Source organism: Streptomyces sp. NPDC003247, from assembly GCF_042888135.1.
Lineage (GTDB): Bacteria > Actinomycetota > Actinomycetes > Streptomycetales > Streptomycetaceae > Streptomyces.
Genome location: NZ_JBIAPF010000006.1, coordinates 97,227 through 117,724, shown reverse-complemented (window position 1 = coordinate 117,724; position 20,498 = coordinate 97,227). Strand labels below are relative to the sequence as shown.

Genomic DNA, 20,498 nt, shown 5'->3' with positions numbered 1-20,498 from the left:
GTGCCGGGCGATCGGGGGAAGTACGCCCGGCACGCGGTCCTGAGGTGGCGGCCGTCGCGCTTCAGGCCGGGGCCTGATCGGTCGTGACCACGGCCGGCCCGCTCGAGACGGCGGCGGCCTTCCCGATCCTGGTCACGCTCTTCCCGATCCTGGTCACGGCCTACTCGATCCTGGCCACGGCCTGCCGGCTTCAGCCGGTGGCGGCCTTCTTGATCCTGGCCGCCCAGGGGCCGATCAGGGCGAAGGGGCCGGGTTCCTCCAGTACGAGGTCCTTCGACAGGGCGGTCGCGGTCTGCGCCCACCACAGCGGCAGGTAGGGCAGGTCGGCGGCGGCCGTCTCGACGGCGGTCATCAGGTGCCTGCCCCGCTCCGCCCGGTCGGTGGTCCGGCGGGCGGCGGCCAGGGCGGTGTTCACCGTGGTGTCGTCGTAACGCGGCAGGTTGGTCGCGGTGGCGGAGGCGTCCAGGTAGGCGTTGGTGAGCTCCGCGGGATCGCCGGTGACGGGGAAGTACCACAGGAACTGCAAGGGCTTCCGGCCGGGTACGAGGTCGGCGATCCACTGCTCCAGCGTGACCTCCTTGACGTCGAGCGTGATGCCGAGCTTCTTCAGCGAGGAGGCCAGGGCCAGCGCGGCCTTGCCCAGTTGGGGGCCGCTGCTCGGGTAGCTGAGGTCGAGGGTGAAGCCGTCGCCGTGGGCGGACTTCGCCAGCTCGGCCTTGGCCCGGTCGAGGTCGAAGTCCCAGGCGGGCAGGGCCTTGTAGGCGTCGGCCACCTCGTCGGCGGTGAGCAGGTCCCCCCACATGTCGGGCGAGACCAGGGTGGCGGCCACCTCCGCCTTGCCGTGCAGGATGCCGCTGGTCATGCCGGCCCGGTCGGCGGCGTGGGCGAACGCCTTGCGGACGTGGACGTCGTCGAAGGGCGCCCGGGAGGTGTCGAACGCGAGGGCGACCACGGAGCGGTCTCCGGTGTAGGTGACCGAGGCGGTCGACTCCCAGGTGCGTGCCTCGTCGGAGGGCAGGTCCAACGCGCCGTCGACGGAGCCGGACTTCATGGCCACGAGGCGTGTGCCGGCGTCGGGGATGAAGGACAGCTTCAACGTCTTCAGCGACGGCTTGCCGCCCCACCAGGCGTCGTTGCGCTCCAGGCCGACGTGGTCGTCGGCGGCGAAGGACGTCACCTTGTAGGGTCCGGACCCCAGCAGCAGGGTCTTGGGCGTGCCCACGCTGCCCTTGTTCCGGGTGAGGAACGCCCTGCTGCTGATGAGCAGGGTGCCGGGGGTCGGCGTCCAGGCGAAGGCGGCGTCGGGTTCGGCGAGGCGGATGGTGATCTCCCGCGCGCCCGTGGCCTTGACCGAGGTGACACCGGCCCAGGCGTAGGCGAGAGCGCTGGAGTCGTCCCGGGCGGCCTGGATGGACGCGAGCACGTCGTCGGTGGTGACCGTGGTGCCGTCGGAGAACCGGGCGTCGCGGCGCAGGGTGTACACGTACGTCTTGGCGTCGGGCTGCTTCCAGGACTCGGCCAGGCCGGGCTTCAGTTCGCCGGCGGGGCCGACCGAGAGCAGGGACTCCTGCACCAGGGCCGCGACGACGTAGTTGAGGATGCCCGACTCGCGGCTGACGTCCAGGGTCGAGATGGAGGAGGGCAGGGCCAGCGTCAGTGTGTCGATGGGCGTGTCCGTGCCCCGCGTGGCCGTCCCGTCCTCGGAGCCGGCGTCCGCTTCCCGGCGCGGGGGCGAACACGCCGAGAGGATCGCCGAGGCGGCGAGCACGCCGATGCCCGCTCCCGCCGTGCGCAGCATGACGCGCCGCCCGATCTGTCCGTCCGGCTCCGAAAGCACGGGAACCACCTATCTGTTCACCAGGGCGTCCACCAGGAATGCCCAACTGGGCACGGACGGTATACGTATGTGTTTGAGAGTGTCAAAGGATTCCTGTGGGGCGAGGCCGACCGGACGGGGTGGCGGAGGGTGGTGGGGGCGCGGGCGATCCGGCCCCCGGGCGTTCCCGCGGCCGGCTCGGGGCATCCACTTCCCGCGGTCCCGCCCCTGCCGCATGTGCTCCGCACACGCCGCGAGCCCGCTGCGCGGACGCCTTCGCGCTGTCTCTAGTCCTGCTTGAGGAAAGGAAGCGGCTCTCCTGCATCGGATTCGTCGGAGAGTTCGGAGAGTTCGGAGAGTTCGGATAGTCCGGAGAGTTCGGAGGGCCCGGAACTGCCGGTGGATGTGCCGCTGCGAGCCCGCGAATCCACCGCCACTCGTGCGGAAGCGCGACCGCGAGGTATCGGTGCCAGGCACATGGCGATCATTCCGGCGAGGATCAGCGCGCAGCCGGCCCACGCCGAGGGCGAGAGGTGTTCGTGGAGGAGGAGCACGCCGATCAAGGCCGCAGCCACGGGCTCGGCGAGGCTGAGCGTCCCGGCCGTGGTCGCCCGCACTCGGCTGAGCCCCAGGGTGAACAGCCAGTACGCGGCGGCGGTGGTGACGATGCCCAGCCAGCCGATCAGGGCGAGGGTGGTGGCGTCACCCACAGGGGCGGCATCCTTGATCATCCAGGGCAACAGCGGGAGGGAGCCCACCAGCAGGGAGAGGGCGGAGAGCGCGGGTAGGTGGGCGGAGGGAGTGACGGCGGCCAGTTTCTTGGCGAAGACGGTGTACAGGCCGTAGCAGGTACCGGCGGCCACGGCCAGGAGCAGACCGAACGGATCCACGCCGGTGCTTCCAGGCGCCAGCAGGAGGGCGCAGCCGGCGACGGCAGCGCCCGTGCTGACCATCCAGGCGGTTCCCATCCGTTCACCGATCACCCACCGGGCACACAGACCGGTCGCGGCGGGGGCGGTGCCCAGGGCGATCACCGTGGCCAGAGCCGCGCCGGTCCGCGCCACCGAGGACAGAAAGGCCGCCTGGTAGATGCCCGTCGAGAAGGCGCAGATCAGCAGTGGGTGCATGACGTCGCGCGCAGCCAGCGCCCGGACTGCTCGCGCACGAAGGGTGAACGCACCGAGGATCAGGCCGCCCGCGAGCAGTCGCCAGCCGCCCAGGGCCGCGGACGTCATGGGGCCGGCCGCCAGCACCTGGGCCGGGCCGACAGTGCCCCACAGCACTGCCGCCGACAGCACCAGGACCGCGCCGGCCGCCGTGCTGTTCTTTCGTATGTCCATGGCCGGCGAGACTAGGCAGACGTGCGACCGGAGTATCTGCCCTCCGCATCTCATTCGGCATATAGTCGTTTCTGTGGAACTTGATGCGCTGGATCGGGCCCTGCTGCGAGAGTTGCAGAACGATGCACGGCAGACCAACCGCGACCTCGCCGGCAAGGCCGGGGTCTCGCCTTCCACGTCGCTGGAGCGGGTGAGACTGCTTCGCGAGCGCGGTGTGATCACCGGGTACCACGCTGCCCTGGACCTCGATGCGGCCGGCCGCCCCGTCCAAGCGCTCATCTCGGTGCGCATCCGGCCTCCGGCACGCGCCGTCATCGAGGGGTTCCGGGAATGGGCGGCGCGGCTGCCCGAGGTGATCGGCTTGTTCGTCACCTCGGGCACGCACGACTTCCTCATCCACGTGGCCGTCCCCGATGTGGACGGCGTGTACGCCTTCGTCATCGACCGCCTCACCGAACGCCGTGAAGTCGTCGACGTGCAGACCACGATGGTGTACGAGCACGTCCAGCTCCGCTGTGTCGAGCCCGCCGGCCCGGATCGGCCCCGCTCCGCACGCACCGTCCGCTGACCGACCTCCACGCGGCGACCACCGGAAGTCACCCAAGGCCACCGGAGGCGGTGTCCAGGATGCCGACGAGCAGTGATGGCGATGCCCCGCCGGTAGGTGTTCCGGCGACGTGCCAATGGACGTCGCCCGACTGGAATTTGCTCTGCTGTCCGACCTGTCGGCAGCGCCTCCTGGCCCGGATGCTCAGGGTATGGAATTCGCCGTCTTCATGACCTTGCCCGGACTGGTCATCCTGCTGACCGCCGTGGCCTTCGTGGATCAGTTGCTTCTCCGTGCCGGGCGGGCCGGACTGCTGCCATGGCGGAACAGCGTCCGGCAGGGCCAGATATCGGCGACCGGGTGCGAGCAGCTCCATGCGAGCTTTTCGGCGTCGCTTTCTTCCGCGTCTCAGTCCCGCGGCGGGCCGAGTACGCGGTGCAGGCCCGGCGCGATGTCCGGGGCGCTGATCGCGCCGTAGCCGAAGACGAAGCCCGGGCGTGCGGAGCGGTTGGCGGCGACCTCCGACAGGGTGTACACCGCCACGCCGGCTGCCCGGGCCCGGCCGGCCCGGTCCGCGAGGGCGTCGGGGTCGGCGAGACGGCCTCGGGTGAAGGTGGTCACGTGCAGGCCCGCGGCGGACGGCACCAGCTCGGCGAGGCCCGCGAACCGGTCGGTGAGCACGCGGGTGAGGGCCCGGTGCCGGGCCGCGTACGTGTGCTGCATCCGGCGGATGTGCCGGGCGAGCAGCCCGTCGTCGACGAAGTGGGCGAGCGCCGCCTGGGTGGGGACCGCTGTGTGCCAGTCGGCGGTGTACTTGGCGGTGCGCAGGGCTGTGCGCAGCGGGGCGGGCGCCACCAGGAAGCCGACGCGCAGGGAGGGCAGCATCACCTTGGAGAACGACCCCACGTAGATGACGTGTCCGTCCCGGTCCAGACTCCGCAGCGTCTCGACCGGCCGCCCGCCGAACCGGAATTCGCTGTCGTAGTCGTCCTCGATCACCGCCGCGCCGTGCCGCCGCGCCCACCGCAGCAGCGCCGTCCTGCGCCGCAGGGACATCGGCATGCCGAGCGGGAACTGGTGGGCTGGGGTGACGTAGACGGCGCGGGTGTCCGGCGGGAGGGCGTCCACCAGCAGGCCCTCGGCGTCCACCGGTACGCCCGTGACCTCGGCGCCCTGCGCCAGGAACGCCAGCCGGGCCGGTGGGTATCCGGGTTCTTCGACGGCCACCCGGTCGCCCGGTTCGAGCAGCACCCGTCCGATGAGGTCCAGGGCCTGCTGCGTGCAGGTGGTGACCAGTACGTCGTCCGGCCCGGTCCGCACACCGCGGGAGAGTCCGAGGTGCCGGGCGAGTGCGGTCCGCAGCCCGGTGTGGCCGGCCGGATCGCCGTATCCGACCGCCCCGGCCGCCGAGAGGCGCAGTTCCCGGGCGATCAGGGGACGCCAGGCGTGGTACGGGAAGAGCCGGGCGTCCGGCAGGCCGACCCGGAAGTCGTGGGCCGCCGCGGTCGGTCCCGTGTTCTCCGGTGCCGCCCACGGGGACAGACCCACCCACAGGGCGCGCGGGCGCAGTCCGGAGCCGGCGGTGCCGGCGGCGGTCTCGGCCCCCTGCGTGGGCAGGCCCGTCGAACGCACGTAGGTCCCGGAGCCGACTCTGCTGTCCGCGTAGCCCTCGGCGACGAGCCGTTCGTAGGCCACACCGACGGTGTTGCGGGCCACCGAGAGGCGGCGGCTCAGCTCCCGTGTCGGGGGCAGCGGATCGCCGGGCCGCAGCAGTCCCTCGTGGATCGCGGTGCGCAGCCGGCGGTAGATCTGGCCGGACAGGTCGCGCCGCCCGTCGAGCCTGACGTACACGTCCATCTCGGCCTTCCGCTTCCAGCTCGGCAGTCGCTCGCTTGGAGTCCGGCAATTGGCTCAACCAAGTGGGAGCTTATTGGCTCTGTAACCGAACCACTGCGTGATTTTACGCTCCGGCCATGGACATACGACGACTGGACCGCCAGGCGCTGCTGCTGACCGGGGAGGTGGTCTCCCAGGTGAAGACCGACCAGTTGAGAGGGGCGACGCCGTGCGCGGACTGGACCCTGCACGGCCTGCTCCGGCATCTGATCAGCCAGAACCAGGGGTTCGCCGCCTCCGCCCGCGGCGCGGGTGAGCCGTGGGCCGTATGGCGCGCCGGCGACCTCGGCGACGACCCGGCCGGAGCGTACGAGGCGTCGGTGGGCGAGGTCACCGCCGCGTTCGCGGAAGACGAGGTGCTGGAGCGGCCGTTCGCGCTGCCGGAGGTGGGGGAGGGATTCGCTGTCCCCGGACGGACGGCGATCGGCTTCCACCTGCTCGACTACGTGGTGCACGCCTGGGACGTCGCGGTGACGATCGGCGCCCCGTGGGAGCCCGCCGCCGAACTCACCGCTGCCGCGCTGCGCGTCGCCGCCCTGGTCCCGGACGAGGGCCGCGGGGCCGGTGCCGCGTTCCGCCGACGGATCGCGGTCCCCGACGACGCCCCGCCGGGCGACCGGTTGCTCGCCCTGCTCGGCCGCGACCCGTCCTGGACACCGGGACCATGCTGAGGAGCTGCCGGTACCGGGGCCCGGCCGGGCACTTCCCCTGGCGACCGCGCCGCGGCGAACGGCGGCCGGCAGCGGCGTGCGCGGTCGCCCGCGCGGCCCGCTGATCGCCGGCGTCACCGACTGCACCGGCGAACTCGACCTGTGGTGCGGCGTGTTCTGTCGTCCGGACCAGCCGGTCAGTGGGATGCGGGCCTGCTCGGGTCCCGTTCGCCGGCCCGTGCCGTCGGTGCGGGCCGGCCGTTGCCGAAGGCGGACTCCACGAAGCACTGGCGGTAGGCCGCTTGTGCGCCCTGGTCCAGGGCACGTCGCAGTGCCGCGGGGACCGGCGGAACCCGCCGGGACCATCCGTCGTGGAGGAGGGACACGACGAACCCGGCGAGGAAGGCGTCTCCGCAGCCCATCGTGTCGGACATGGCGCCGGGGTCCGCGGCGCGGGTCGGTGCGGCGGCGGTGACACGGCCGTCGTGCGCGATCGCCCCGTCGAGGCCACGGGTGGCCAGCGCCATGCCCGCGCCCCGCCGAATCGCCTCGGCGAGCAGCGCGCCCGTGGCGGCCTCGTCCAGGTGGGAGCAGGAGAACAGGGCCAGGTCCACATGGGGGCAGACGCGGTCGAGGTACGCGGGTGTGCGGTACTCCTCCTCGTCGGAGAAGTCGAAACTGACGAGCGGTCCGGCCGTGGCGAGCCGGGGGAGTTCGGCCTCGGTGCCGGAGTAGACGCTGGAGTGCACGAGCGTGAACGACGCCGCGTAGGCCAGCAGGCCGGGGTCGAGGACGAGTGGTTCGCGGACGGCGTCGCCGCCGGGGTCGTAGCCGAGGAAGACCCGGTCGCCGTCCTGCACGTGCAGGGTGGAGACCGAGGTCGCGCCGCGGCGCACGACGCAGCGGTCCACGGCGACGCCCTGCGCGGCCACGGCCGCGCGCAGGAAGGCGGCGAGGCCGTCGTCGCCGAACACCCCCAGATAGGCGGCGTCCAGGCCGAGCCGGCGGGCGTAGACGGCGACGTTGACACAGTTGCCGCCCGGGTAGTCGGTGCCGCGGTCCACGAAGCGGTCGATGGTGTTGTCGCCGAAGCCGAGGACGTTCATCAGGGTCTCCCGAGGCGCGGACGCGGCGCGCGGGGGAGCGCGGCGCCCGCCATGGGCGCGCCGGTGCCGGGGCACCGGCGCGCGGGGTGGATGGACGAGGGGAACCGGCCGGGCGGGTCAGTAGTCCATGACGCGGTAGTAGCGGCGCAGGTCGAGGGAGTGGTCACGGACCCGCTCCAGGTGCTTGCTGACCCGGTCCATCACGGTGTCCAGCACCAGCGGGGCGAGGAGCCCGCGGAACTGGGGGCTGATGCCCTCCAGGGGGTAGTCGCGGGTGTCGAAGACGGTGACGTTCTTGGAGACGCGCTGGGCGAAGGCCTCTGCCCGGTCGGTCAGGGCCCGGGTCTCGTCCTCCCCCTGGAAGACGATCACGCTGGTGTCCTCCTCCAGGAGTTCCAGCGAGCCGTGGAAGAACTCCGCGCTGTGCACCCGGGTGGTGCGCAGCCACTGCATCTCCTCCAGGATGCACATGGAGTACAGGTAGGTGAATCCCCACAGGTTTCCGCCGCCGATGAGGAAGTGGTAGTCGTCGTCCTTGTGGGCCTCCGCGAAGGCCGCCGCCACCGGCTCGGCCTGCCGGGCGACGTCCACCAGGACGCGGGGCAGGCCCGCGAGTTCGTCGGCGAGGCGCTCGTAGCCCTCGAACTCACCCCGCCGGGAGAGCAGTCGGCCCATGAACAGGAGCATCTGGACGTCGAACGGCCAGGCCTTGGGCTCGGAGATCAGCGCGGTGTCGACGGCCTGGGCGACGGGGGAGTCGGGGATGCCGGTGAAGCCGATCGTGTGGGCGCCGAGGGACTTGCAGTATTCGATGGCGCGGAGACTGTCCTCGGTGGTGCCGGAGACGGAGGTGAAGACGGCGGCGGTGCGCTCGCCGAGGCGGGCGTCGCCGGAGACGACCAGCTCGGCGGCGACGGCGGCCCGCACCGGCAGCAGCGAGGTGCGGCGGGCGAGGTGCTCGTAGGGCCACATCTGCGCGTACGTCCCGCCCGCGCCGACGAGGAGGACGTTGTCGTACCCGTCGTCGATCAAGCGGTCGACGAGCTCTTCGATCCGGGGGCGCAGCGTTACGAGGCTTTTCGTCTGGGAGACGAACTCGGCTTCGTTGAACTTGAGCACGGTGATCTTTCCTTTGGAGGTTGTTCCGTACCGGCCGGCGGGCGCCGGTGAGCCGGTGTCCGAGAGGCGCGGTGGACCGGACCGGTCAGACCGCGCGGCGCCGGGAGAACAGGACGTTCGCTCCGGCGATGATCAGGCCGCCGACGAAGATCAGCGTCCCCATGACGTTGACCTGCGGGGGCACGCCGGTACGGCTGGCGCTGTAGACCCACAGCGGGAAGGTGACCGTACGGCCGGCGTTGAAGCTCGTGATGACGTAGTCGTCGATCGACAGGGCGAAGCACAGCAGGGCGCCGGAGGCCACGCCGGGCAGCAGGACCGGCAGGGTGACCAGCCGGAACGCCGTCCAGGGACCCGCCCCCAGATCGCGGGCGGCCTCCTCCAGCGTCGGGTCGTGGCCCGCCATGCGCGCCCGGACGGTGATCGCGACGTACGGGATGCAGAACGCCACGTGCGCGACGACGACCGTCCAGTAGCCGCGGGGCACGCCCGTGACGATGAACAGCGACAGCAGGGCGGCGCCGAGCGCGATCTCCGGTGCCGCGATGGCGGCGAACATCAGCAGGTCCACCGATCCCCGGCCGCGGAAGCGGTAGCGGCCGAGCGCCAGCCCGATCGGGGTGCCCAGGAGGGTGGCGACCACGGCGACGACCAGGGCGATGGTGAGGCTGTTGACCAGCGCGGCGGTCAGGTTGGGGATGGCGAACAGATGCCGGTACCAGTCCAGGGTGAAGCCCTGCCAGGTGAAGTTCACCTTGCTGCCGGTGTCGTTGAAACCGAACAGGACCATCACGGCGATCGGCAGCATCAGCCAGCCCAGCACCAGCCCGGTGTACACGGCCAGCGTGGGGCGGCGGCGCACCCGCAGGCCGGGACGTGACCGCGGCGCGGCGGGCGTGCCGGCCGCGGGGGCGGCGGTGTGCGTGGTCATCGCGCGGCCACCTCCAGGACCTCGTCGGTGCCCAGGGCGCGGGCGTAGGTGAACACGGCGAGCAGCAGCGCGCCCATGAGGACGAAGGACAGAGCGGCGGCGCCGGGGTAGTCGAGGTTGGTGAAGTACTCCGTCTGGATGATGTTGCCGATCATCGTCGTGGAGGGGCCGCCGAGGATGCCGGCGTTGACGTAGTCGGCGCAGGCGGGCACGAAGGTCAGCAGCACTCCGGCGAAGACGCCGGGCAGCGACAGCGGCAGCACCACGCGCAGGAAGGTCGCCGCCCGGGAGGCGTACAGGTCGGTCGAGGCCTCGATCACCTTGGGGTCCACCCGTTCCAGGGCCACGTAGACGGGCAGCACCATGAACGGCAGGAAGTTGTAGGTCAGTCCGCCGATCACCGCGTAGGGCGTGGCCAGCAGGTGGAAGTCGTCGGAGAGCAGGCCGACGTCCTTCAGCGGTCCGAGCAGGACGCCGTGGTCGGCGAGCACCACGTTCCATGACTGGGTGCGGATGACGAAGGAGACGAAGAACGGCAGCAGGAGCAGGAAGAGGAACGCCGACTTGTGCCGGCCGGCCCGGAAGGCGATCCAGTAGGCGACCGGGTAGCCGATGAGGGCGCAGGAGACGGTGGCCGCGGCGCCGTAGACCAGGGACCGCACCAGCTGCACATGGTAGGTGCGCACCACGTCGGCGTAGGTCTGGAAGTGGAAGGTCTGGCGGAAGCCGTCGATGAAGTCGCCGGTCTGCAAGGACAGGGACACCATCACGATCACGGGGGTGACGAAGAAGGCCGCCAGCCACAGCCAGCCCGGCAGGATCATCCAGTAGGGGGCCAGCGCGGCCGCGGGACGCCCGCGGCGGCGCCGGGTCAGGCCTGGTAGATCGGTTCGAACAGCGCGTTCCACTGCTTCTCCTCCTCTTCGTCGAGCACCCGCAGGTGGCGCAGCCTGGCTTCGTCGGCCTCGGTCGGGAAGACCAGGGGGCTGGTGCTCAGGGCCTCGAGCACGGTGCGCCGCTCGCCGGTGGCGGCGGCCGCGTCGCGGGCGACGACCGCTTGCGCGTCGGGGACGGGGCAGACGAACTGCACGGTCTCGCTGATCCGCGCGGCGACCTCGGGCCGGTAGGCGTAGTCCATGTAGGTCAGGGCGTCGACGGGGTGCGCGGCCGTCGACGGGATGCAGAGGTTGTCGGTCCACAGCAGACCGCCTTCCTCCGGGATGACGAACTCCAGCGCCGAGCCGCTCTGGTTGGCCTGGAAGACGTCGCCCGAGTAGACGAGCGAGGCAGCCAGGTCGCCGCGCTGGAGCGAGGACTGGTAGGTGGCGGTGCTGTAGGAGCGGACCATGCCGGCGTCGCGCTGCCCGCGCAGCCAGGCCGCCGCCTTGCGCCAGTCGGCGGGGGTGGAGGTCTCCGGGTCGACACCGACGGCCAGCAGGGCGATGTTGCCCATCTGCACCGCGTCGTTCCACATGCCGACCCTGCCGCGCAGTTTGGGGTCGAGCAGGTCCTGCCAGCTGGTGATCTCCCGGCCGACCTGGGCCGGGTCGTAGCCGATGCCGGTCATGCCGGACTGCCAGGGGACGGTGTAGACGTTGCCGGGGTCGAAGGAGCTGTTCTTGAACGCGGCCCCGCCGTACTCGGCGAAGTGCGGCAGCCGGCTGTGGTCGAGGGGGGCGAGGTAGCCGAGCTGGATGTACTTGGTGAGGTAGCTGTCGCCGCCGACGACCATCAGGTCGTAGCCGATGCCCTGGCCGGAGGCGAACTCGGGCTGGATCCTGCCGAACCAGGAGGCGCTGTCGTCGATCAGCTCGCTGTAGGCGACCTCGATGCCGCTGGCGCGGGTGAAGGCGTCGAGGGTGGGATGTCTGCTCTGGTCGGCGGGGTCGACGTCGATGTACTGCGTGTAGTTGACGAAGTCCAGCTTTCCGGACTCCTTCTTCCCGGTCCAGAAGTCGCTGACGGCCGCGGCGATCTCCGCCTCGCCGGTGGGGACGTGGACGCGGGCGCCGGGAACGCTGCACGCGGTGAGCGGGGCCAGCGCGGCGGCGCCGAGCGCGGCGCGCAGCAGACCGCGCCGGGTACAGCCGTGCGGGGCCGGTCCGCGCCGCCGGGGCGCGAAGGGTGTGGAGTGCTCGGGCATGGTGGTCTGCCTGTCGTCAGCGCGAGGTGAGGGAAGCCGGGTCCGCGGCGGTCGCGGCGGGTGCGGGTGCGGTGGTGAGCAGGTAGGAGTGGTCGACGGCCCAGGAGAGCCAGACGGTGTCGCCGCGGGCGGGGCTGACGGAGGCGGTGCCGTCGTTGGGCTGGAAGACCGTCATCTCCGCGCCCGCGGCGGTGTCCACCGTGTAGCTGGTGGAGGTACCGAGGTAGACCACCTCCCGGACGGTGCCGCGGACACGGCTGGCGGTGTCGGCCGGCCCGGCGGTCAGCGTGATCTTCTCCGGCCGCACCGTGAGCTCGACGGCCGATCCGGTGGCGTGGGAGCCGCGCAAGGGGACGGTGACGCGCTGGCCGTCGCCGAGGTCGAGCACCCCGGTCTCCGCTTCCACGGAGGTCAGCCGTCCGCCGATCAGGTTGGACGTGCCGATGAAACCGGCGACGAACGCGGTGGCGGGCCGTTCGTACATCTCCCGGGGAGGGGCTACCTGCTCGACCAGGCCGTGGTTCATCACCGCGATCCGGTCGGACATGGTCAGGGCCTCGGCCTGGTCGTGCGTGACGTAGATGAAGGTGATGCCGACCTCGCGCTGGATCCGCTTGAGTTCCAGCTGCATGGACTGGCGGAGCTTCAGGTCGAGGGCGCCGAGGGGCTCGTCCAGCAGCAGCGCGCGGGGGCGGTTGACCAGGGCGCGGGCGAGTGCGACGCGTTGCTGCTGGCCGCCGGAGAGCCGGCTGGGGCGGCGGTCGGCCTTGTCGGCGAGTTCGACGGTACGCAGGATCTTCTGGACCCGGTCGCGGACCTCGTCCTTGGGCACGCGCTTGCGGCGCAGCCCGAACGCCACGTTGTCGGCGACGCTGAGGTGCGGGAAGAGGGCGTAGGACTGGAAGACCATGTTGACGTCGCGCTTGTCGGCCGGCACACCGACCATGTCGTGGCCATGCAGCAGGATCTGTCCGCGGGTCGGTTCCTCGAAGCCGGCGATCATCCTCAGCGTGGTGGTCTTGCCGCAGCCGGAGGGGCCCAGCAGCGAGAAGAACTCCCCTTCGCCGATGGAGAGGTCGGCGCCGCGGACGGCCGCCGCGTTCCGGGTGCCGCCGAAGTCCTTGGCCACGTCGATGAGCGCGATGGCCGGTCCTGCGGCCGGTGGCGGCGAAAGGGTGTCGGTTGCCATCCGTGAGACCTCCGGTGTTCGGGGCGTGGAATCGGAGCCGCCAGGGGCAGGGGGGTGCTGTGGTCGGCCCAGGGGGAAAAAGCGGGCGAACGGGTGCCGGTGAGGGTTGATAACGTTACCAACGGACCCGTACCTTACCCACCGGCAGCCGCCGTCCGTCAATGGTTGAATGGCGCCGGATTTCACCGACCCGTTCCTCAGCGTCCACCGAGCCGCCCCTCACGAAGAGACCGCCCATGCCGAACACTCCACGGCCGCCGCGCCGCGTCACCATCCCCGACGTCGCCCGGCACGCCGGCGTCGGACAGGCCACCGCCGCACGCGTCCTGGGCGGGTACGGCTCGGCGAGCCCGGCCACCAGGGAACGGGTGCTCGCCGCCGCCGCCGAACTGGGCTACAGCACCAACGCGGTGGCCCGGAGCATGATCAGCGGACGCACCCACACGCTGGGCGTGGTCGTCGCCGACATCGAGAACGCCTACTTCGCCCGTGCCGTGCGCGGGGTCACCGACGTCGCGGCCAAGGCCGGCCTTCAGGTCGTCCTCGCCAACAGCGACGAGAACGGCGAGACGGAGAAGGCCGCGGTGCAGATGTTCATCGAGCGGCGCGTGGACGGCCTGGTCGTGGCACCCGCGGCCGCCGATCACGACCACCTCGACAAGGCCGTCGCCTCGGGCGTCCCGGTGGTCCTTCTGGACCGTGTGGTCAGCGGCGCCGCGCTCGACACGGTGGTGGTGGACAACCGCGGTGCCGCCCAGGCCGCGGTGGCCAGGTTCACGGATGCCGGGCACACCCGCATCGCGGTGATCACCTCGGCGTCTCCCGACGAGAACGCCGCGCTGCTCGCGCCGGGCGCGGACATCTGGACCACGACCGAACGACTCACCGGCTACCGGAGAGCGCTCCGTGCCGCCGGTATCCCGCGCGGGGCGGAGCTCATCAGGCACACCGGATACGACCGGACCTGGGCATGCTCCGCCGTGCTGGAGCTGATGAGTTCACCCGACCGGCCCACCGCGCTGTTCACCACCGACAACGTGGCCACCCTCGGGACCCTCGACGCCCTGCTCGACCTCGGCGCCCGCATCCCCGACGACGTCTCCGTCATCGGCTTCGACGACGCCGAGTGGGCCACCCTCGTCCGGCCCCGGCTGAGCGTGGTCAGCCAACCGGTCCAGGACTTGGGCGGACTCGCGGCCGACATCCTGGTCCGCCGCATCAACGGCTCCACGGCCCGGCCCCGCCGCCACACCCTCCACACCACCTATGTCCCGCGCGAGTCGACCGGCCCCGCTCCCGCCCGGGTACGGAGGTTCCGGATGCCGGGGGAGTGACGCCGAGCGGCGCACTCCGCCGTCCCCGCGGGCCCCGCCCGCGGCCCGGAGCGCGCCCGGTCGGCTTTGCTCCCGCCCCGTCCGCGTGGCGGCTCGGCCGACGCCCGGCCGGTCTGCTTCCACCCCGTCCGTGTGGCGGCCCGGAGTGCGTCCGGTCGGTCTGCTTCCACCCCGTCCGTGTGGCGGCTCGGCCGACGCCCGGCCGGTCTGCTTCCACCCCGTCCGTGTGGCGGCCCGGAGTGCGTCCGGCCGGTCTGCTTCCACCCCGTCCGTGTGGCGGCCCGGAGCGCGTCCGGCCGGTCTGCTCCCGCCCCGTCCGCGTGGCGGCTCGGCCCATGCCCGGCCGGTCTGCTCCCGCCCCGTCCGCGTGATGGCCGCGACGGCGTCGGCGTCGGGCTGAACGGGACTGCGTCCTGCCTCGCCGAAGTCTGCCTCACCGAGGCCTGCCTCACCGGAGCCCGCTTCGCCGAGGCCTGCCCTGCCGGAGTCCGCCTTGCCGGAGTCCGCCTCACCGGAGCCCGCCTTGCCGGAGCCCGCCTCACCGGAGCCTGCCTCACCGGAGCCCGCCTTGCCGGAGCCCGCCTCACCGGAGCCCGCCCCACCGAAGCCCGCCTCGTCCGCCGCCACGGCGTACCCCGCCCGATGCGAGCCCGACCGAGCCCTACGAGGGTGCTCCCGTCCGCAGGCCGGCCATGACGAGGTCCAGGAGGCGGGTGACCCGCGGCTGCCACTCGCCGCCCGGATCGATCATCCAGAGGCCGGCGATGAGCAGGAGGAAGTCCTCGCCGGTCACTCCCGGGCGGATGGTGCCGGCTTCCTCGCCGGCCCGCAGCAGGGCCTCGGCCGCGTCGGCCACGGGGGTCGGGGACGGTTTCTCCGGGCTCCCCGGGGTGCTGGTGACCTGGCGGATGGCGTCCGCGAGGCCGGCCTTGGCCATGGCGAACCGGGCGAGGTGGTCCATCCACTCCCGCAGGGCGCGGTCCGGCTCCCGGGTCTGGAGCAGCTGGGCCGCGGAGTCGGCGACCTGCTGCATCTCGTGGCGGTAGATCTCCAGGACCAGGGCCTCGCGGTTGGGGAAGTTGCGGTAGAACGTGCCCTGTCCGACGCCCGCCTTCTTGGCTATCAGGCTCAACGGGGCGTCCGCGCAACGCGTCAGTTCGGCCAGGGCCACTTCCAGGATGCGCTCGCGGTTGCGCTGCGCATCCGAGCGCAGAGGCGCGTCCTTGTTCTGCCGCACTCGTCCTCCTCGTCGGCCCGGTTCCGGGAACCGGCCTTGCTGAGCGGACAGTTGTCCGCTACGTTTCTCATTAACGGACAACTGTCCGCTTGAGTCCAGTCCAGGGGCGGACACGATCCGGGCCGGACGGCCGCCCCGGGGTTCCTTCCCCGTGTCCGCATGATGACAAGCCGGCACCGCCCCGTACAGCGCCACCCCGCCCGGATCCACGCCCGCCGGACCGTCCCGCCGACGCGCTCCGGACATGCGAAAGAAGGCTGATCATGGCCCCGCCCACCACATCGACGTACAGCGCCGTCACCCTGAACGTCAACGGCGAGAAGCACGCGCTCTCCGTCGACCACCGCACCACCCTGCTCGACGCGCTGCGCGAGCGCCTCGACCTGACCGGCACCAAGAAGGGCTGCGACCAGGGACAGTGCGGCGCCTGCACCGTACTGATCGACGGCCGCCGGGCCGTCTCCTGTTTACAGCTCGCGGTGGCGGCCGAGGGCCGGGAGATCACCACCATCGAAGGGGTCGTCGACGGCGACCGGCTGCACCCCGTGCAGCAGACGTTCCTCGACCTGGACGGCTACCAGTGCGGCTACTGCACACCGGGCCAGATCTGTTCGGCCATCGCCGTGATCGAGGAGCACGCCGCGGGCTGGCCGAGCGCCGCCACCGACGACGTCCGCCCCGAGGCCGGGCCGCCACCGCTGACCGACGACGAGATCCGCGAGCGGATGAGCGGCAACCTGTGCCGCTGCGGCGCGTACGTGTCGATCGTCCGGGCGGTCGCCCGGGCGGCCGCGGCCGACGAGCGCGTCACGGCTGACGAGCGCGTCGCGGCCGGTGAGGAGAGCGCGGCATGAGGGAGTTCGGCTACCAGCGCGCGTACGACGTCGCCGGCGCGGTGGCGCTGCTCGACGCCGATCCGGACGCGCGGTACGTCGGCGGCGGCACCAACCTCGTCGACCTGATGAAGACCGGCGTGGAGCGGCCCGGCCGCCTCGTCGACATCCGCGAACTGCCGCTGGACGACATCGAGCCGGCGCGGGACGGCGGGCTGCGCATCGGCGCGACCGTCACCAACAGCGACCTCGCCGCCCACCCCGAGGTCCGGCGCCGCTACCCGGCGCTGGCGCAGGCCGTGCTCGCCGGTGCCTCCGGGCAGCTGCGCAACATGGCCACGGTCGGCGGGAACCTGCTCCAGCGCACCCGCTGCGGCTACTTCACCGACACCACCAAGCCGTGCAACAAGCGCGTCCCCGGCAGCGGCTGCCCCGCCGTCAGGGGTGAGCACCACAACCACGCCGTCCTGGGCGCCTCCGAGCACTGCGTGGCCGTGCACCCCTCGGACCTGGGCGTGGCACTGACCGCCTTCGACGCCGTCGTCTCCTACGAGACCGTCGACGGGCCCGGCGAGACGCCGATCGGCGCGTTCTACCTGCCCGTGGGCGACACCCCGCACCGGGAGACCGCCCTGCCGCCGGGGGCGCTGATCACCGGCGTGACGCTGCCGCCCGCCCCCGTGGCCGCGCACTCGCGCTACCGCAAGGTGCGCGAGCGCGCCAGTTACGCGTTCGCCATCGGCTCGGTCGCCGCCGCGCTCGACGTCCGGGACGGCGTCGTACGGGAGGCGCGCCTGGCCCTCGGGGCGGTCGCGTCCCGGCCCTGGCGCGCCACGGCCGCCGAGCGCGTGCTCACCGGCGCACCGGCCGACGCCGCGACCTTCGCCGCCGCCGCGGACGCCGAACTGGCCGCCGCCCGGCCGCTGCCCCACAACGCGTACAAGGTGACCCTGATGCGCAACCTCGTGGTCGCCGTGCTCAGCGAACTCACCGAGGAGGCCGCCCGATGACCACCACCACCGCGGCCACGACCGCGCACCCTGCCGTCGGCACCGCGCACACCCGGGTGGAGGGCCGGGACAAGGTCACCGGAGCCGCCCGCTACGCGGGCGAGATCCCCTTCGCCGGGCTCGCCCACGGCTGGCTGGTGCTCTCCACCGTCGCCCGCGGCCGGATCCGCTCCGTGGAGGACGGACCCGTCCTGCGCATGCCCGGGGTCCTCACCGTCCTGCACCACGGCAACGCCCCCCGCGTCGACATCGACTTCGTCAGCATGCTGGGGACCCGGCCGGACCCCACCGCCGCCCTCTTCCAGCACGACCGCGTGCCGCACGCGGGCTGGCCGGTGGCCCTGGTCGTCGCGGAGACGCCCGAACAGGCCAGGGAGGCGGCGGAGACGCTGGTCGTGCACTACGAACAGCAGCCGCACGACGTCGCCTTCACCGGGGATCACCCGGACGCCTACCCGGTGGACGGTCACATGCCGGCGGTGACGGAGAAGGGGGACCTGGCGGCCCGGCTCGCCGCGTCCGCCGTCGTCCTGGACGCCGAGTACACCACGCCGGAGGAACACCACAACCCGATGGAGCCGCACGGGGCGACCGCCCTGTGGGACGGCGGCCGGCTCGAGGTCGTCGACTCCAACCAGGGCACCACCTGGGTCCAGAGCGAGCTGGCTCAGATGTTCTCGCTCGACCCCTCCTCGGTGCGGGTGCGCTCCGAGCACGTCGGCGGCGGCTTCGGCAGCAAGGGCGTGCGCGCGCACCAGGTGGGCGCGGTGATGGCCGCGACCGTCCTGCGGCGCCCGGTCCGGCTCGTCATGACGCGCCGCCAGATGTTCTCCCTGGCCGGCTACCGCAGCCCCACCGTGCAGCGGGTCAGGCTGGGCGCCGACGCGGACGGACGGCTGCGCGCCCTGGAGCACACCTCGCTCAGCGTCACCTCCACGGTGCACGAGTTCGTCGAGCCGAGCGCCGGGGTGGCCCGGGTGATGTACGACGCCGACGCCCACCACACCGCCAACCGGGTCGTACGCCTCGACGTGCCGACCCCCACGTGGATGCGCGCGCCGGGCGAGGCGCCGGGTTCGTACGCGCTGGAGGCCGCGCTCGACGAACTCGCCGAGAAGTGCGGCGTCGACCCGATCGAACTGCGCCTGCGCAACGAGCCCGACAAGGGCCCCGTCTCCGGACTGCCGTTCGGCAGCCGCAACCTGGTCGCCTGCTTCCGGGAGGGCGCCCGCCGCTTCGGCTGGGCGGGCCGGGACCCGCGCCCCGGCCTGCGCCGGGACGGACGCTGGCTGCTCGGCACCGGTACCGCGGCGGCCTCCTTCGGCGCGGGGGCCGCACCCTCCACGGCGGCCGTGACCGCCGAGGCCGACGGCACCTTCACCGTGCGGATCGCCGCCGCGGACATCGGCACCGGCGCGCGCACCGCGCTCACCCTGGTCGCGGCCGATGCCCTGGCCACCACACGGGACCGCGTCCGGGTGCGGATCGGCGACAGCGACTTCGGCCCGGCGATGATCGCGGGCGGCTCCATGGGCACCCGCTCCTGGGCCTGGGCGGTCGACGCCGCCGCACGCGACCTGCGGGAGCGGCTCGCCCCGGGCGGCACCATACCGCCCGAGGGCATCACGGCGCGCTCGGACACCTCCGCCGCCGTCGGCGCGCTGCCGCCCGTGGAGCGGCACTCCTACGGGGCGCAGTTCGCCGAGGTCGCCGTGGACGTCACGACCGGCGAGGTGCGCGTACGGCGCATGCTCGGCATCTTCGCGGCCGGACGCATCGTCAACCCGCTCACGGCACGCAACCAGCTCGTCGGCGGCATGATCTGGGGCATCTCCATGGCCCTGCACGAGGAGGCCGTCCGCGACCGCGACCTGGGTGCCCACGTCGGCGCCGACCTCGCCGGCTACCACTTCGCCGCGCACGCCGACGTGACCCGCGTCGAGGCCGACTGGGTGGACGACGTCGACCCGGACGACCCGGTCGGCATCAAGGGCGTCGGCGAGATCGGCGTCGTGGGCGCCGCGGCCGCCGTCGCCAACGCCGTCTGGCACGCGACCGGCATCCGCCACCGGAACCTGCCCATCCGGCCCGACCGCGTCCTGCGGCCCGACCGCGTCCTGCGGGCCGCCGGCGGAGCGCCGGATGCTTGACCTCGCCGAGGAACTGGAACGCTGGGTCGCTCAGGGCAGGGACTTCGCGGTGGCCACCGTCGTCACCGTCGACGGCAGCGCGCCGCGCGGCCCCGGCGCCGCCCTCGCCGTCGACGGCGACGGCACGGTGATCGGCTCGGTCTCCGGCGGCTGCGTGGAGGGAGCGGTGTACGACCTCTGCCGCCAGGCGCTGGAGGACGGCCGCACGGTGACCGAACGGTTCGGCTACAGCGACGAGGACGCCTTCGCGGTCGGGCTGACCTGCGGCGGGACCGTCGAGGTGATGGTCACCCCGGTTGCCGCGCAGGCACCCGTCAGAGCGGTGTTCGCCGCGGCGCTGGCGTCCGCCGCCCGAGGCCGGCCGGCGGCCCTGGCCCGGGTGGTCCGGGGCCCGGCCGGCCTCCTGGGCCGCGCCCTGCTCGTGCGCCCCGACGGCTCGTACGAGGGCGCGCTGGGCGGCCACCCGCACCTGGACCGCACCGCGGCGGCCGAGGCGCACGCCCTGCTGGAGGCGGGCCGCACCGGCACGGTCGGCCTCTCGGAGGACGGATCGCACTGCCCCGGCGGTGTCACCCTGTTCGTCGAGTCGAGCGTGCCGCCGCCGCGCATGATCGTGTTCGGCGCGGTGGACTTCGCCGCGGCGCTCGTCCGCGCGGGGAAGTTCCTGGGATACCGGGTGACCGTGTGCGACGCCCGGCCGGTCTTCGCCACCCCGGCCCGCTTCCCCGAGGCGGACGACGTCGTGGTCGACTGGCCGCACCGCTACCTGCGGAGCACGCCGACCGACGCGCGCACCGTGCTGTGCGTGCTCACCCACGACGCCAAGTTCGACGTGCCCCTGCTGGAGACGGCCCTGCGGCTGCCGGTGGCGTTCGTCGGCGCGATGGGTTCGCGCCGCACGCACGCGGACCGCGACCGGCGGCTGCGCGAAGTGGGCCTGACCGAGACGGAGCTGGCCCGACTGCACTCGCCGATCGGGCTCGACCTCGGCGCCCGCACGCCGGAGGAGACGGCCCTGTCCATCGCGGCGGAGATCGTCGCGGCCCGACGGGGCGGCACGGGGCTGCCACTGACCGGATCGGGCACGCCGATCCACCGGGACGGGGCGGAGCGGACGGCGGTGGCGGCGGCCTGAGACCCGAACTCCGTGGTGGCTCTGCCCGGAACCGTCCCTGCCCCGCTCCGGGCAGGTCGGGC

The 20,498-nt window shown here is 72.8% G+C and carries 18 protein-coding genes and 1 pseudogene; 9 read left to right on the top strand and 10 right to left on the bottom strand.

Translation table 11 applies throughout. The annotated features are described in order from the left end of the window. Positions 1 to 190: 190 nt before the first annotated feature. Both ACFYWQ_RS21495 and ACFYWQ_RS21490 read right to left on the bottom strand, forming a co-directional pair. Positions 191 to 1,837, bottom strand: coding sequence for an ABC transporter substrate-binding protein (locus ACFYWQ_RS21495; protein WP_389518454.1), 1,647 nt, complete (start codon positions 1,835 to 1,837; stop codon positions 191 to 193). Positions 1,838 to 2,103: 266 nt separating this feature from the next. Next, positions 2,104 to 3,156: a DMT family transporter gene (locus tag ACFYWQ_RS21490; RefSeq protein ID WP_389518453.1), complete on the bottom strand. Its 1,053-nt coding sequence runs from the start codon at positions 3,154 to 3,156 to the stop codon at positions 2,104 to 2,106. Between ACFYWQ_RS21490 and ACFYWQ_RS21485 the strand changes: the two genes are divergently transcribed. Both ACFYWQ_RS21485 and ACFYWQ_RS21480 read left to right on the top strand, forming a co-directional pair. Beyond that, positions 3,155 to 3,724: an Lrp/AsnC family transcriptional regulator gene (locus ACFYWQ_RS21485; protein ID WP_389518452.1), complete on the top strand. Its 570-nt coding sequence runs from the start codon at positions 3,155 to 3,157 to the stop codon at positions 3,722 to 3,724. The two genes, ACFYWQ_RS21490 and ACFYWQ_RS21485, sit on opposite strands and share 2 nt — an antisense overlap. Before the next feature lie 190 nt (positions 3,725 to 3,914). Further along, positions 3,915 to 4,121: pseudogene (locus ACFYWQ_RS21480) on the top strand (hypothetical protein); the annotation flags it as partial. Here ACFYWQ_RS21480 and ACFYWQ_RS21475 read toward each other — a convergent pair. Further along, positions 4,112 to 5,560, bottom strand: a complete 1,449-nt coding sequence (locus tag ACFYWQ_RS21475) for a PLP-dependent aminotransferase family protein (protein ID WP_389518451.1) — start codon at positions 5,558 to 5,560, stop codon at positions 4,112 to 4,114. The pseudogene ACFYWQ_RS21480 and the gene ACFYWQ_RS21475 overlap by 10 nt on opposite strands. A 116-nt stretch (positions 5,561 to 5,676) precedes the next feature. On the opposite strand from ACFYWQ_RS21475, the gene ACFYWQ_RS21470 reads away from it, so the two are divergent. Then, positions 5,677 to 6,270 carry a TIGR03086 family metal-binding protein gene (locus ACFYWQ_RS21470; RefSeq protein WP_389518450.1) on the top strand — a complete coding sequence of 198 codons (594 nt, stop codon included), beginning with the start codon at positions 5,677 to 5,679 and terminating at the stop codon, positions 6,268 to 6,270. Positions 6,271 to 6,446: 176 nt separating this feature from the next. On the opposite strand, the gene ACFYWQ_RS21465 is transcribed toward ACFYWQ_RS21470, so the two are convergent. From ACFYWQ_RS21465 to ACFYWQ_RS21440, 6 genes are all read right to left on the bottom strand, one after another. Then, entirely contained in the window at positions 6,447 to 7,355 is a 909-nt protein-coding gene (locus tag ACFYWQ_RS21465; protein ID WP_389518449.1) for a PfkB family carbohydrate kinase, read from the bottom strand. Positions 7,356 to 7,472: 117 nt separating this feature from the next. Further along, positions 7,473 to 8,474 (bottom strand): SIS domain-containing protein, encoded by a 1,002-nt coding sequence (locus ACFYWQ_RS21460; protein ID WP_389518448.1) that lies wholly within the window; start codon positions 8,472 to 8,474, stop codon positions 7,473 to 7,475. A gap of 85 nt (positions 8,475 to 8,559) precedes the next feature. After that, positions 8,560 to 9,405 (bottom strand): ABC transporter permease, encoded by an 846-nt coding sequence (locus tag ACFYWQ_RS21455; protein WP_389518447.1) that lies wholly within the window; start codon positions 9,403 to 9,405, stop codon positions 8,560 to 8,562. Then, the gene (locus tag ACFYWQ_RS21450) at positions 9,402 to 10,313 is read right to left on the bottom strand and encodes an ABC transporter permease (protein ID WP_389518446.1); all 912 of its coding nucleotides are present in this window, start codon (positions 10,311 to 10,313) and stop codon (positions 9,402 to 9,404) included. The genes ACFYWQ_RS21455 and ACFYWQ_RS21450 overlap by 4 nt, the downstream gene beginning before the upstream one ends. Continuing rightward, complete coding sequence (locus ACFYWQ_RS21445; RefSeq protein WP_389518445.1) at positions 10,277 to 11,548, bottom strand: spermidine/putrescine ABC transporter substrate-binding protein; 1,272 nt, start codon at positions 11,546 to 11,548, stop codon at positions 10,277 to 10,279. The genes ACFYWQ_RS21450 and ACFYWQ_RS21445 overlap by 37 nt, the downstream gene beginning before the upstream one ends. Before the next feature lie 16 nt (positions 11,549 to 11,564). Further along, positions 11,565 to 12,737: an ABC transporter ATP-binding protein gene (locus ACFYWQ_RS21440; RefSeq protein ID WP_389518444.1), complete on the bottom strand. Its 1,173-nt coding sequence runs from the start codon at positions 12,735 to 12,737 to the stop codon at positions 11,565 to 11,567. A 236-nt stretch (positions 12,738 to 12,973) separates the two neighbouring features. On the opposite strand from ACFYWQ_RS21440, the gene ACFYWQ_RS21435 reads away from it, so the two are divergent. Continuing rightward, entirely contained in the window at positions 12,974 to 14,071 is a 1,098-nt protein-coding gene (locus ACFYWQ_RS21435) for a LacI family DNA-binding transcriptional regulator (protein ID WP_389518443.1), read from the top strand. Positions 14,072 to 14,203: 132 nt separating this feature from the next. Continuing rightward, the gene (locus tag ACFYWQ_RS21430; protein ID WP_389518442.1) at positions 14,204 to 14,767 is read left to right on the top strand and encodes a pentapeptide repeat-containing protein; all 564 of its coding nucleotides are present in this window, start codon (positions 14,204 to 14,206) and stop codon (positions 14,765 to 14,767) included. On the opposite strand, the gene ACFYWQ_RS21425 is transcribed toward ACFYWQ_RS21430, so the two are convergent. Further along, positions 14,733 to 15,308 carry a TetR/AcrR family transcriptional regulator gene (locus ACFYWQ_RS21425; RefSeq protein WP_389518441.1) on the bottom strand — a complete coding sequence of 192 codons (576 nt, stop codon included), beginning with the start codon at positions 15,306 to 15,308 and terminating at the stop codon, positions 14,733 to 14,735. The genes ACFYWQ_RS21430 and ACFYWQ_RS21425 overlap by 35 nt on opposite strands. A 263-nt stretch (positions 15,309 to 15,571) precedes the next feature. On the opposite strand from ACFYWQ_RS21425, the gene ACFYWQ_RS21420 reads away from it, so the two are divergent. Genes ACFYWQ_RS21420 through ACFYWQ_RS21405 form a run of 4 tightly spaced genes read left to right on the top strand, consistent with a single transcriptional unit; the run spans position 15,572 to position 20,436 of the window. Then, positions 15,572 to 16,162, top strand: coding sequence for a 2Fe-2S iron-sulfur cluster-binding protein (locus ACFYWQ_RS21420; protein WP_389518440.1), 591 nt, complete (start codon positions 15,572 to 15,574; stop codon positions 16,160 to 16,162). Beyond that, positions 16,159 to 17,151: an FAD binding domain-containing protein gene (locus tag ACFYWQ_RS21415; protein ID WP_389518439.1), complete on the top strand. Its 993-nt coding sequence runs from the start codon at positions 16,159 to 16,161 to the stop codon at positions 17,149 to 17,151. Before ACFYWQ_RS21420 ends, ACFYWQ_RS21415 begins: the two co-directional genes overlap by 4 nt. Continuing rightward, positions 17,148 to 19,301, top strand: a complete 2,154-nt coding sequence (locus ACFYWQ_RS21410) for a xanthine dehydrogenase family protein molybdopterin-binding subunit (RefSeq protein ID WP_389518438.1) — start codon at positions 17,148 to 17,150, stop codon at positions 19,299 to 19,301. Before ACFYWQ_RS21415 ends, ACFYWQ_RS21410 begins: the two co-directional genes overlap by 4 nt. Continuing rightward, the gene (locus ACFYWQ_RS21405; protein WP_389518437.1) at positions 19,294 to 20,436 is read left to right on the top strand and encodes an XdhC family protein; all 1,143 of its coding nucleotides are present in this window, start codon (positions 19,294 to 19,296) and stop codon (positions 20,434 to 20,436) included. Before ACFYWQ_RS21410 ends, ACFYWQ_RS21405 begins: the two co-directional genes overlap by 8 nt. The last annotated feature ends 62 nt before the right edge of the window (positions 20,437 to 20,498 follow it).

What these genes read in the sequence shown, in the direction of transcription:
- ACFYWQ_RS21485 (WP_389518452.1), top strand. Translation starts at nt 3,155, where the DNA reads ATGGCCGGCGAGACTAGGCAGACGTGCGACCGGAGTATCTGCCCTCCG.
- ACFYWQ_RS21490 (WP_389518453.1), bottom strand. Translation starts at nt 3,156, where the DNA reads ATGGACATACGAAAGAACAGCACGGCGGCCGGCGCGGTCCTGGTGCTG.
- ACFYWQ_RS21475 (WP_389518451.1), bottom strand. Translation starts at nt 5,560, where the DNA reads ATGGACGTGTACGTCAGGCTCGACGGGCGGCGCGACCTGTCCGGCCAG.
- ACFYWQ_RS21470 (WP_389518450.1), top strand. Translation starts at nt 5,677, where the DNA reads ATGGACATACGACGACTGGACCGCCAGGCGCTGCTGCTGACCGGGGAG.
- ACFYWQ_RS21465 (WP_389518449.1), bottom strand. Translation starts at nt 7,355, where the DNA reads ATGAACGTCCTCGGCTTCGGCGACAACACCATCGACCGCTTCGTGGAC.
- ACFYWQ_RS21455 (WP_389518447.1), bottom strand. Translation starts at nt 9,405, where the DNA reads ATGACCACGCACACCGCCGCCCCCGCGGCCGGCACGCCCGCCGCGCCG.
- ACFYWQ_RS21445 (WP_389518445.1), bottom strand. Translation starts at nt 11,548, where the DNA reads ATGCCCGAGCACTCCACACCCTTCGCGCCCCGGCGGCGCGGACCGGCC.
- ACFYWQ_RS21440 (WP_389518444.1), bottom strand. Translation starts at nt 12,737, where the DNA reads ATGGCAACCGACACCCTTTCGCCGCCACCGGCCGCAGGACCGGCCATC.
- ACFYWQ_RS21435 (WP_389518443.1), top strand. Translation starts at nt 12,974, where the DNA reads ATGCCGAACACTCCACGGCCGCCGCGCCGCGTCACCATCCCCGACGTC.
- ACFYWQ_RS21420 (WP_389518440.1), top strand. Translation starts at nt 15,572, where the DNA reads ATGGCCCCGCCCACCACATCGACGTACAGCGCCGTCACCCTGAACGTC.
- ACFYWQ_RS21415 (WP_389518439.1), top strand. Translation starts at nt 16,159, where the DNA reads ATGAGGGAGTTCGGCTACCAGCGCGCGTACGACGTCGCCGGCGCGGTG.
- ACFYWQ_RS21410 (WP_389518438.1), top strand. Translation starts at nt 17,148, where the DNA reads ATGACCACCACCACCGCGGCCACGACCGCGCACCCTGCCGTCGGCACC.
- ACFYWQ_RS21405 (WP_389518437.1), top strand. Translation starts at nt 19,294, where the DNA reads ATGCTTGACCTCGCCGAGGAACTGGAACGCTGGGTCGCTCAGGGCAGG.